The organism is Gordonia sp. NPDC003376 (assembly GCF_053589235.1).
This window is the reverse complement of record NZ_JBSFRM010000010.1, coordinates 1-11,141: the sequence shown is the minus strand read 5'-3', so window position 1 is coordinate 11,141 and position 11,141 is coordinate 1. Positions and strand designations below refer to the sequence as shown.

14 protein-coding genes are annotated in these 11,141 nt (G+C 66.4%); 11 read left to right on the top strand and 3 right to left on the bottom strand.

Going from position 1 to position 11,141, the window contains the following annotated elements; genetic code table 11:
• Positions 1–262 precede the first annotated feature (262 nt).
• Both ACWDUA_RS12190 and ACWDUA_RS12185 read right to left on the bottom strand, forming a co-directional pair.
• Positions 263–799, bottom strand: a complete 537-nt coding sequence (locus ACWDUA_RS12190; RefSeq protein ID WP_449751273.1) for a methylated-DNA--[protein]-cysteine S-methyltransferase — start codon at positions 797–799, stop codon at positions 263–265.
• Complete coding sequence (locus ACWDUA_RS12185; RefSeq protein WP_449751272.1) at positions 796–2,337, bottom strand: Ada metal-binding domain-containing protein; 1,542 nt, start codon at positions 2,335–2,337, stop codon at positions 796–798. The genes ACWDUA_RS12190 and ACWDUA_RS12185 overlap by 4 nt, the downstream gene beginning before the upstream one ends.
• A gap of 167 nt (positions 2,338–2,504) precedes the next feature.
• Here ACWDUA_RS12185 and ACWDUA_RS12180 point away from each other — a divergent pair, with 167 nt between their 5' ends.
• From ACWDUA_RS12180 to ACWDUA_RS12160, 5 genes are all read left to right on the top strand, one after another.
• Positions 2,505–2,759: a hypothetical protein gene (locus ACWDUA_RS12180; protein ID WP_449751271.1), complete on the top strand. Its 255-nt coding sequence runs from the start codon at positions 2,505–2,507 to the stop codon at positions 2,757–2,759.
• A 310-nt stretch (positions 2,760–3,069) separates the two neighbouring features.
• On the top strand, positions 3,070–4,245 hold the full coding sequence (locus ACWDUA_RS12175) for an AI-2E family transporter (RefSeq protein ID WP_449751427.1): 1,176 nt from the start codon (positions 3,070–3,072) through the stop codon (positions 4,243–4,245).
• 22 nt (positions 4,246–4,267) lie between these two features.
• The gene (gene ychF / locus ACWDUA_RS12170) at positions 4,268–5,347 is read left to right on the top strand and encodes a redox-regulated ATPase YchF (protein WP_449751270.1); all 1,080 of its coding nucleotides are present in this window, start codon (positions 4,268–4,270) and stop codon (positions 5,345–5,347) included.
• 116 nt (positions 5,348–5,463) lie between these two features.
• Positions 5,464–5,694 carry a type II toxin-antitoxin system antitoxin MazE7 gene (locus ACWDUA_RS12165; RefSeq protein ID WP_449751269.1) on the top strand — a complete coding sequence of 77 codons (231 nt, stop codon included), beginning with the start codon at positions 5,464–5,466 and terminating at the stop codon, positions 5,692–5,694.
• A complete protein-coding gene (locus ACWDUA_RS12160) occupies positions 5,691–6,029 on the top strand; it encodes a type II toxin-antitoxin system PemK/MazF family toxin (protein WP_449751268.1) in 339 nt (112 codons plus the stop codon). The genes ACWDUA_RS12165 and ACWDUA_RS12160 overlap by 4 nt, the downstream gene beginning before the upstream one ends.
• 115 nt (positions 6,030–6,144) lie before the next feature.
• On the opposite strand, the gene ACWDUA_RS12155 is transcribed toward ACWDUA_RS12160, so the two are convergent.
• Positions 6,145–6,612 (bottom strand): hypothetical protein, encoded by a 468-nt coding sequence (locus ACWDUA_RS12155; protein WP_449751267.1) that lies wholly within the window; start codon positions 6,610–6,612, stop codon positions 6,145–6,147.
• 159 nt (positions 6,613–6,771) lie between these two features.
• Between ACWDUA_RS12155 and ACWDUA_RS12150 the strand changes: the two genes are divergently transcribed.
• The 6 genes from ACWDUA_RS12150 (at position 6,772) to ACWDUA_RS12125 (ending at position 11,056) form a co-directional block, all read left to right on the top strand.
• Positions 6,772–7,251, top strand: coding sequence for a GNAT family N-acetyltransferase (locus ACWDUA_RS12150; RefSeq protein ID WP_449751266.1), 480 nt, complete (start codon positions 6,772–6,774; stop codon positions 7,249–7,251).
• 53 nt (positions 7,252–7,304) lie between these two features.
• On the top strand, positions 7,305–7,874 hold the full coding sequence (locus tag ACWDUA_RS12145; RefSeq protein WP_449751265.1) for a pyridoxine/pyridoxamine 5'-phosphate oxidase: 570 nt from the start codon (positions 7,305–7,307) through the stop codon (positions 7,872–7,874).
• Between the two features lie 547 nt (positions 7,875–8,421).
• Positions 8,422–8,820, top strand: a complete 399-nt coding sequence (locus ACWDUA_RS12140) for a cupin domain-containing protein (RefSeq protein ID WP_449751264.1) — start codon at positions 8,422–8,424, stop codon at positions 8,818–8,820.
• A gap of 24 nt (positions 8,821–8,844) precedes the next feature.
• Positions 8,845–9,348, top strand: coding sequence for a DUF1097 domain-containing protein (locus ACWDUA_RS12135; RefSeq protein WP_449751263.1), 504 nt, complete (start codon positions 8,845–8,847; stop codon positions 9,346–9,348).
• A 321-nt stretch (positions 9,349–9,669) separates the two neighbouring features.
• Entirely contained in the window at positions 9,670–10,704 is a 1,035-nt protein-coding gene (locus ACWDUA_RS12130; RefSeq protein ID WP_449751262.1) for an esterase/lipase family protein, read from the top strand.
• Between the two features lie 67 nt (positions 10,705–10,771).
• Positions 10,772–11,056, top strand: a complete 285-nt coding sequence (locus tag ACWDUA_RS12125; RefSeq protein WP_449751261.1) for a hypothetical protein — start codon at positions 10,772–10,774, stop codon at positions 11,054–11,056.
• Positions 11,057–11,141: the final 85 nt, after the last annotated feature.

Sequence of the window (11,141 nt, the reverse complement as noted above, 5' to 3'; positions counted from 1 at the left end):
GAGGACCCGTGTCGAAACCCGGTGTGTCGACGTTGTTGCCGTCCACCTCTGGGGTGGTTGCTCTCCGATGTCGGCCGGCGGAGATTTCGACACGTCTCGTCGCTGCGCTCCTCGTCGGCTCAATCAGCGGATGCGGGGCGAGGACCCGTGTCGAGGCCCGATTCGCCGACGTTGTTGCTGTCTCGTCGCTGCGCACCTCGTCGGATCGATCGGTGGATCAAGGCGCTTGTCGAGCAGAGGCGGTCGAACGACGACAGCCCACTCACTTCGCCCGAACCGACTCCCGGTCCAGCAGCGACCGCTTGATCTGTAGTCCGTAACGGAATCCGCCCAGCGAACCGTCGAACCGCTGAACGCGGTGACACGGCACGAACAGTGCGGCCGCGTTGCGGGAGCAGGAGCTCGCCGCGGCACGGATGGCCTGGGGCTCGCCGGCCAGCTCGGCCAGCGCGGTGTACGTGATGGGCGAACCGGCAGGCACGGTCCGCAGCGCCGCCCAGTTCTTCTCCAGCACCGGGCCGGACTTCTGGGTGACGGGGATCGTCGCCGGGGCGTCGAAGTCGCCGTCGTAATAGGCCTCGACCGCCGCGACGATCGGGCCGAGTGAATCGGAGCGCTGCAGGTCCGCCGGCCGCAACGCCCGACTGACCAGCGCGAGCAGGTACTCGGGCTCGTCGGTCCAGCCGGATGCGAGCACGGTCGCGGCGTCGTCGGCGATCATGGTGAACGCGCCATCCGGGGTGGTGACGGTGGCCCAGACGGCCACGTCGGTGGTGTCGGAGATGTGTGGATCGGTCATGAGGGCTCCTCTGGAGACAGGGTTGCGAGAAACGGGGCGGGCGGTCGGGGTGGAGGGGTGAACAGGCGGTGGCGCCACAGGTGCATGGAGACATAGGAACGCCACGGTGACCAGTGGGCGGTGAGCGTGGCGTCGGTGAGGTCGAGTCCGAGGTCGGTGGCGGCGTGGCGCACCACCAGGTCGTGGTGCAGCAGGATGTCGGGGTCGCCGGTGATCTGCATGGTGACCTGATCGGCGGTCCACGGACCGATTCCGGGCAGCGCGAGCAACTGTGCATGTAGATCGGACGCAGCGACCCCCGCGTGTAGTTCCACCGAATCGTCGGCAATCGCCGACGCCGTCCCGACGATCGCCCGGACTCGCCGTCGCGGCCCGGTCAGGACCTCGGCACCCGCTTCCGCGATGGTCGCCGCCGTGGGGAAACGTCGCCATCCTCCGGGCCAGCCGGTCGGTTCACCGAGTCCGGCGACCAGCGTGGCGATGTGTGTGCGGGCCGCTGCCACGCTGATCTGCTGACCGATCATCGCTCGGATGACGGTCTCGGCGCCGTCCACCGACCCGGGTAGCCGGACCCCCGGTGCGGCGGCCACCACCGGGGCCAGCACCGTGTCCGCCGACAACGCCTCCCGGACCGCCGCGATGTCGGCGTCGAGGTCGAACAGACGGCGCAACCGGTTGACCGCCGCTCCCAGATCCCGCAGGTCCAGGTGTTCGAGGCGGGCGAGCAGAAAGCCGTCGCCGGGGGTGACCCCTGCCAGTGCGGAGCCGTGGGCGAGGTCGAGAACCCGTCGATAGGACCATCCGCCCTCTGGATTCGGGACGAGTTCCTCCACACCCGCGACGGCGTGCGCGGCCAGGCGATGACCCAGCCAGGCGATGTCGAAGGGGCGACGATGCGCCAGGCGCAGGGTGATCACCGGGGTCTCGTCGGGTGTCGGATCATCGCCGCCGGTCGGCGCCGGCCCGCGTCGTCGGGTCCGCAGTTCGGTCGGCGTCACCCCGAACACCTCGCGGATGGTGTCGTTGAACTGCCGGATGCTGGCGAAACCCGCGGCAAAGGCGACCTCGCCCATGGGCAGGTCCGTGCACTGCGTGAGGATGCGGGCGTTGGTGGCCCGATGAGCGCGGGCCAGGGCGAGCGGCCCGGCACCCAGTTCGGCGGTGAGGACGCGGGTCAGGTGCCGTTGCGAGTAGCCGAGGCGCCGGGCCAGCCCGCCGACGCCGTCACGCTCGACCGTGCCGTCGGAGATCAGCCGCATCGCCCGCGCGGACAGGTCGGCGCCCAGATTCCAGCGCGGTGAGCCGGGGACGGCGTCGGGCAGACATCGCAGACATGCCCGGAATCCGCGGGCCTGTGCGGTGGCCGCGGTCAGGACGAAGTCGACATTGCGGGGCAGCGGTGTGCGGGACGGGCAGGACGGTCGGCAGTAGATTCCGGTGGTGCGCACGGCCACGAAGAACTGTCCGTCGAACCGCGTGTCGCGGGCCTGCAGGGCTCGGTAGCAGCGGTCGAAATCGAGGTCGACGGTGATGGTCACCCCTCCACCCTGACATCGATCCGATCGTCGGTCTGGCGGAAATCGGCCACGGCGGCGGAGCTGCCGGTGAGCGGGCGTGCGGTGACCGGCGCACCACCCCGGGATATCGGTGGAGCGCAATGGGACAACTTGGTGACGTAGATCATAGTTCGTGCCACGATGTCACCATGAGCACAGGGGAGATCGAGCTCGCGGACTATCCGGAGTGGGGACTCGACATCATGCGGGGACTGTACGGACGGGATGCCGTCGCAGCGGAGTGCGCCCGCGGCCGGCGTCGCAGACCGGTGCACTGCGAGCCGGTTCCGCCGCTCTCCCCGCTGCAGGCCGAGCTCGAGGCGCTCGACGCGGTCGGCGAGATGGTGGTGTCCTTCGTGCGGCGACGGGTGGCCGCACATCGTCGTCGCACGCGCGTGCACTGATCAGGGGGATGCACTGATCTGGGGGATGCACTGATCGGGCGTCTGCACTGACAGACGAAGCCTGCGACACCTGGGCGGCCCGACACCGGCTTCTGTGCCGTCGGGTCCGTCGGCGTCGCTCGTCGATCGATCACGCCCGATCCCGGCCCGCCTGCGCGCTGCGAGGCGACCGTTATGTGAGGATCGACGCGTGACCGACGCCGCAGCGCCTGATTCCGACAGCGCGCCCGAACCCGACAGCGCGCCCGAACCCGACAGCGCGCCCGAACCCGACAGCGTGCCCGACACCGACACCGACGGCGCACGGGGAATCTCCGGGGATCTCGGGGCCGCGAAACCCGACCGGTATCCGACCCGAACACAGGTCTTCCTCGCGGGTCTGAGATCCAGTGCGATGGTCGGCGCCCAGTTCATCCTGTGTGTCGCCGCGTTCGCCGTGCTGATGTGGGTGATCGGCCGGATGTGGGTGGTCCTGCTGCCGGTGCTGTTCGCGATCATCGTCTGCACCTTGTTGTGGCCGCCGGTGCGGTGGTTGCGCGACCGCCGGGTGCCCCCGGCCGCGGCGTCGCTGCTGTTGATGCTGATCGGCATCGGTGTGCTCGGCGGTGTGATCGGGCTGATCGTGCCGTCGATCATCGATCAGGCCCCGGACCTCGCATCACGGGCCATCCAGGGTGTCCACGAGTTGCAGGACTGGGTGCAGGGGCCACCGCTGAACATCCGTGACGAGCAACTCGACAACGCCGTCCACGCGATCACCGGGAAACTGCAGTCGAGTGCGTCGACGATCGCCTCGGGTGTGTTCAGCGGCGTCGGTACCGCCACCTCACTGCTGGTGACCCTGTTCACCACGCTGATCCTGGTGTTCTTCTTCCTCAAGGACGGGCCGCGGTTCGTGCCGTGGCTCGACCGCACCGTGGGTTCGTCGGTGGGCACGCACCTCGGCGAGGTCCTGACCCGGATGTGGAACACCCTGGGCGGCTTCATCCGCACCCAGGCGATCGTCAGCTTCATCGACGCCTTCTTCATCGGCCTCGGCCTGTTCATCCTGCAGGTCCCGCTGGCCGGGGTGCTGGTGGTGATCACCTTCCTCGGTGGCTTCATCCCGATCGTCGGTGCCTTTGTCGCCGGATCGCTCGCAGTGCTCATCGCGCTGGTCTCCAACGGGCTGACCACCGCGCTGATCGTGCTCGCGATCATCCTGGTGGTGCAGCAGCTGGAGGGCAACGTGCTGCAGCCGTGGCTGCAGGCCAAGTCGATGGACCTGCACGCGGTGATCGTGCTGCTCGCGGTGACCCTGGGCGGCAGCCTGTTCGGTATCACCGGAGCGTTCCTCGCCGTGCCCGCCGCAGCGGTGATCGCGGTGATCCTGCGCTACCTCAACGAGCAGATCGCGATCCGGGTCGGCGAGGCCCCACCCGGCCGAGAACCCCCGGCCGTCGACGATCCGGTGCCCGACGGGGAGGCCTCGCCCGACCCGGCGTGACCGGCCGATAGACTGGGCGCCCGTGAGTCTCACCCTCGGTATCGTCGGGCTGCCCAACGTCGGCAAGTCCACCCTGTTCAACGCGCTGACCCGCAACGACGTGCTCGCCGCGAACTACCCGTTCGCCACCATCGAGCCCAACATCGGTGTGGTCGAACTGCCCGACGTCCGGCTCGTCCGGCTCGCCGAGATCTTCGGCAGCGAGCGGATCCTGCCCGCCACCGTGTCGTTCGTCGACATCGCCGGCATCGTCAAGGGCGCCTCCGAGGGCGAGGGCATGGGCAACCAGTTCCTGGCCAACATCCGCGAGGCCGACGCCATCTGCCAGGTGGTCCGCGTCTTCGCCGACGACGACGTCGTACACGTCGACGGCCGGGTCGATCCACTCGCCGACATCTCCGTGATCGAGACCGAGCTGATCCTCGCCGACCTGCAGACCATCGAGAAGGCCATCCCGCGCCTGGAGAAGGACGCGCGCAAGAACAAGGACCTCCTCGAGGTGCTCGAGGCCACCAAGAAGGCCGAAGAGATCCTGACCTCCGGCAGCACCCTGTTCGCGAAGAAGGACTCCTTTGACACCTCGCTGGTGCGGGAACTGCACCTGATGACGGCCAAGCCGTTCCTCTACGTGTTCAACGCCGACGAGTCGGTGCTCACCGACGACGCGCGCAAGGCCGAGCTCAAGGCCTCGATCGCCCCCGCCGACGCGGTGTTCCTCGACGCCAAGGTGGAGAGCGAACTGCTCGAGCTCGACGAGGCCGACGCCCAGGAACTGCTCGACTCGATCGGCCAGGACGAGCCCGGCCTGCGGTCGCTGGCCCGCGCCGGCTTCCACACCCTCGGTCTGCAGACCTATCTGACCGCCGGTCCCAAGGAGTCGCGCGCCTGGACCATCCACAAGGGCGACACCGCCCCGCAGGCCGCCGGCGTCATCCACACCGACTTCGAGAAGGGCTTCATCAAGGCCGAGATCGTGTCCTTCGACGACCTCGACGCCGCCGGCTCCATGGCCGCAGCCAAGGCCGCGGGCAAGGTGCGGATGGAAGGCAAGGACTACGTCATGCAGGACGGCGACGTGGTGGAGTTCCGGTTCAACGTGTAGTCGGGTTCCGCTTCCCGATCGTGGAACTCTCGTTCCGTTTCGATCATCGGAACGAGAGTTTCAGGGTGCGAATCAGAGGTACCGTCACCGAGGCCGGCCATGCGTATACTTTTGGTATGACAGTGACGACGATCAAGGTCACCGTGGAGACCCGCGACCGGCTGAAGGGTCAGGCCGCTGCCACGGGGTTGTCTCTCGGTGATTACGTGGCACATCTGGCGGACAAGGCTGATCGCGAGGCGCGCTTTGCGGCCATCCGTGCGGCACAGGCCGCGACACCGCCCGCGGTCATGGAGGAGTACTGGCGAGAGAGCCGAGAGTGGCTCGACGCTGATCTCGGCGCATGAGTTTCGTCGTCCAAGGAACAGTGCTCTGGGGATACCTCGACCCAACCGTGGGGAAGGAACAGTCCGGACGTCGACCACTCGTTGTGGTTTCGTCGGAGGACTACAACTCGCTGGTCACCGATCTGCTCGTCGTCGTGCCGGTGACACGCGTCGACCGCGGATGGCCCAACCACGTCGAGTTGGTCGGCACACTCGGCGCACTCGCGGGCTTTGCGATGACCGAGCAGCCGAGGACGGTGAGCCGTGACCGGTGCGGCGACATCATCGGCGTCCTCGATATCGCATGTCTTGGCGAGATCCAGCGCTACCTGGCCGACTTTCTCGGACTCGGCTGACCCTGGATTCCAATGAGGGACAAGCGAACTCGTGTGAATAGCCAGGCCGGGGGGTCCAGCGGAGTCGATGACGGTGGCGATGATTTCGGCTCGAAGGCTGCTCGACCGGAGACGATCAGACGCCCAGATCCCACGACGTGACATCACACTGACCATCAGCATTGCAGCCGGCCGCCACGACGGTCCCGTCCACGCGCAACCCGATCGTGTGGGATGAGCCCGCCGCGATCGCGGTGATGTCGGTCCACTCGTGGACGTCACACTGCCCGAAGCCGTTGTCCCCAATGGCGATTACGGTCCCGTCTTCACCGAGTCCGACGGTATGGTGGCTACCCGCCGCCACCGCCGAGACCTCACGCCAGTCCTCGACGTCGCACGCGCCGCTGCGGCGGTCTCCGGCGGCGACGACCGTCCCAACGCGCCGCAGGCCGACCGTGTGCAGATGGCCCGCGGAGACGGCGGCCAGATTCCGCCACTGGCCGACGTCGCATTGCCCGCGAGCACGGCCATCGCCGCACGCGAGGACGGTGCCGTCGCCTCGGCATGCCACGGAGTGCCTCCGACCGGCAGCCGGCAGCGCCATACCGTTCACCCCATTCCGCTCGTCGACCGTAGCTCTCATCTAAACACCAGGGGCAACCATCGTTTCGCGGACAGCCGGTGTCACCATCATCGGAAAATGGTTTGCCGTAGGCGGAACAAGCTGCCAGTCTCCAGTAATCGTCGACGGAGAGCGGAAGGCGTGGCAGTGGACAACGGTGTTCGTGATGTGGTGCGGCTGGGGCCCGACGATGCGGGCGAGATACTCACGCTTCAGCGCGCGGCGTACGTCAGCGAGGCGATCCTGCACGATGACCTCGCGCTCCCATCGCTGGTTCAGACCCTCGCCGAGCTGACGGCCGAACTGTCCGATCAGGACGTCACCGCGCTCGGGATTCGCCTGGGAGGGCGCCTCGTCGCAGCCGTCCGGCTCCGGACTCGGGGTGACACCGCCCAACTGGGGCGCCTGACGGTCGTGCCGGACCTGCAGGGGCGCGGACTCGGAACCCGGCTCCTGACGGCGGTCGACGATCACCTGCCCGAGGAGATCGATCGGGTCGAACTGTTCACCGGGGAACGCAGCGTCGCCAACATCCGCCTCTACCGACGCCTGGGATACATCGAGACGCGACGCGAGAACATCGGTGACTACCACCTGGTCTTCATGCGCCGCATGGTGTGAGGCACGTGAAACCTTGTGGGGCAGTATCCGTGGCTGCGGTAGGAGGGGCCGGCGTGCCCACAGACGACACCAGACCAGGCGACACGCGATCGCTGCTGCGAGCACTGCCGGCACTGGCGGGTGTCGCTCCGCCGCTCGACGTCGACGCCGTGCCGGACGATCCGGTGACACTGTTCCTCGACTGGCTGGACGTCGCGATGCGGCATGCCGTGCCCGAACCGCACGCGATGACGATGTCGACGGTGGATGCCACCGGTCTGCCCGATGCGCGGGTCCTGGTGCTCAAGGACGTCGATGCGCGCGGCTGGGCGTTCGCGAGCACCAGGACGAGCGCAAAAGGCGGTCAGCTCGCCGCGAATCCACACGCGGCACTCACGTTCTGGTGGCAGCCGGTCGTCCGGTCGGTCCGAGTGCGCGGACATGTGGTCGAGGCCTCCCGAGACGAGAGCCTGGCCGACCTCGCGGCCCGCAGTGCAGCGGCCCGCGCCGACGTCGACCCCGACGACTGGACATTGTGGCGGGTCGTGCCGAGCCGAGTCGAGTTCTGGCAGGGCTCACCCGACCGCCGCCACCTCCGCATCGCCTTCGATCGGGACGGCGAAAACTGGCGACGGCAGATCTGAATCCTGTTCGCCCGGCCGCATACCCGGGTGTGACGCCGCGACCGGGGACCGGTCCGGCTCGACGACGCGGCCCACGTCCGGACCGGGGAGTGACGCACCCGACTTGCCGATTCTCTTGTGCTGCAACGTAGACCAGGTCGGAATCGGGCATCTGCGGTGTCTCGAATCGAGACAGATGCGGGTCGGGTCGTCCGACGGAACGACACCTCGCCGGGTGTAGCCGGCGTGGGCAACTGACGACGCGATGCTGCAACACCGCCGTTACGCGGCGAATGTGTGCGCAATCCGGGCGAAACCAAACCGAAAAGATCAGCTCCTAAGGTCTTTCTTGGCCGCCTGCTGGCACCGCTCCACAGAGCGAACATCCATCCACCGGTCGGCCACGCGTGTCTCCGACGGCGAACTCAGTGCCGAGTCATCGCAGTCCGGTTTGCGAGCAATTCCCACCAATCATCTGCACTGCATGTGCCACAGATCTGCCCGGATCGGGCCGACGGTGCACACATGGTGCGGACGATGACCTGTGTCCTTCGAGAGGAACAATTCTGTGACGATTCCCGAGAACACGATCGATCTCGTCGTGTCGGATTCCAGCCGTATGCCCTGGGGATTCAACGATGTACCCCAGATCAATGCGAAGATCCCGAGCAAGGTCCTCTTTTCCGACCCCGACACGGGAATGGAGGTCTCCCTCATCCGTTATGCGGCCGGATTCACGAATATGTGGCACACCCATCCGCATGGGCACGGTATGTACATCCTGGATGGCGTGCTCAACACCCATGACGGTCAATACGGACCGGGCAGTTTCGTCTGGTTCCCGGAAGGGGGCTGGATGGAGCACGGTGCCACCGAGGACAATGACGTCACCTTTCTGTTCATCACGAACAAACCGTTCGGCATCTGTTATGAAACCGATTCGGACCACCCGTATCCGATGAAGTGAGTGATTGACCGAAGGAGTCCAGTGGTGAACAAGCAGGCCGCGACCGTGGTCGTGATCGGACTGGCCGCCGCGGCGTCGGTCCCCCTCACGACGTACGCGATAAGGGTGCCGATGTGGGCGATGTTCATCGCCTGGGCATCGTATGCCGCCGCCGGCGGCGGGGCCGCCGGAGTACGGAGATCACTACCGATGACTCTCATCGGTGTTGTCGCTGCGACGGCAATCCTCGCTGTCGCCGGGCAGTTCGGTGGTGGTGTCGCCGCGACGGCCGTATGTGTGGCCGTCGGGGCAGGATCGCTCGTCGCCATCAGCGGATACGGGCAGTTGGACTTCACCCCGGCGTCCTTCCTGGGGTGCGCGACCACCGTCGGGTTGGTGACGACGTCCGGACGGTCCGTGACAAGCCTTCCTACGCTGTCGAATCCGGTGTTTCTGGCCATCGTGGCGATGGGTCTGGGGGCGCTCGTCGGCTATCTGACCGACAGGATCGTGGCGGGCGTCCGATCACGGTGGGCCGTCTCGGCGTAGCAGTCCCGGGGCGATGCCCCGGCGCACTGCGACGAGGCCGCCGGATGTGGAGTGGCGTGGGTGGGACGGGTGAGCTCGTCCCACCCACGCCCGAGAAGTCCACGATTCCGGTTCCGAATCGGACCGAACCGATCAGGGGGTCACGCAGCGAGTGGATCACGGTGAGGGAGTGGATTCACGGCGAGTGGTTTCACAGTGCGGGTCAAAGCAGTGAGCGAACGGATTCAGATCATCGGTGCTTCGCGGTCTCGATGCGACGAGGTCGAGAACCACCACCGACGAAAGGATAGTGGCGGAATGGGTTTCGGTTGGAGAACGGGTGTGGCGATCGTCGGATCGGCATTGATGTGCATCGTCCCGAACGCGTTGGCCGCGGCGGCGCCATCTGTTCGCGATGATACGACCATCCCGGTGGTCGGTGTTGCGCCCAATGCCGTCGATCGATATGGAACGCCAACCGGCCCGGAAGGGCCGCGACAGTCCGATCGCCCGACGGCCTGGGCGTATGCCAACGCGCACGAGGGGGCGAACCCTCAGGGGGCAAACCTGCGCTATTGTCATGAGCAGGAGCGTAATCCGATTGTCTTGGTGCCCGGAACGGGCGAGGATGCGTACACGGCGTGGGCCGCGATGTCGCCGAGATTGGTGGACGAGGGATATTGCGTCTACACCTTCAATGCAAATCCGACCACCGTGAACGGACGCGCCGTCGATCAGATGGCGTTCACGGGTGATGTCCGGGCCAGTGCACGCGACCTCGCCCGATTCGTCGACCACGTCTTGGCCGTGACGGGGCGACCCGAGGTCGATATCGTCGGATATTCTCAAGGCGGGGGAGTTCTTCCTTTGGCCTATTTCGCATGGTATGGCGGAGCGGCGAAGACCGACCATCTCATCGCACTCGCCGGATCGGTCCATGGAACCGACATCATGGGCATCGCACACGCGGCGGACGAACTCGGGGTGCGCACCGAGATCGAGGAAGGATCCCGGATCGGGAACCAGTACGGGTGGACGCAACAATTGCAGGGATCCGATCTGATCCGGGAACTCACGACCGGTAGAACCGCCGTCGCGGGGCCTCGATACACATTCCTCTCGACCAGGTTCGATGACGTGATCATTCCATTTCAGAACACCCAGGTACACGAGCCCGGGGTCCGGAACATCATCGTGCAGGATGTTTGCCGAGCGGATACAACGGATCATTTCGCCTTCCCCTATGACCCCGCCGCCATGGACATCGTCGTGAACGTCTTGCGTGGTGACAGGAATCCGACGGCGCATGTCTCATGTTCGCCCGTGGTCCCTTTTGTGGGGCCGGTGTCCGGGCCTGGTGGCGGTGCCGGCTCATAGGTCACCGATACGGTGGACCGACCTGGTCGGGTGGACCGACCGTTACAGACGTGGGGTGGAGGACGAGTTGACACTCTGGATCGTCGACTACATGGCCGGGGCGCGCGGATGCCCGGTGGTGCTCAAGGGTGAACTCGACCGTCGGTGGGAATGGGATGCGTTCGCGCCCACCCCGCTGGCGGGGGAGGTCCCGTCGGAGTACGTGCTGACCACCCGACACCCGGTGATCGACTTCGATCACTGGGGCATCAACTGGATGGCGTCGGAACGATTCCTGCAGATCTGCCGGGAGTTCGGTATCGGCGTGCATCCGGTTCCAGTGGGGTTCCCCCGAAAAAGTGGACACGGTTAGCTTGATTGCTGACTTGCGTGTGAGCTGATCTCGAAGTTGATGGGTGAGATCATCCCCAACGAACTGTGTCTCCTGTCATGATTGT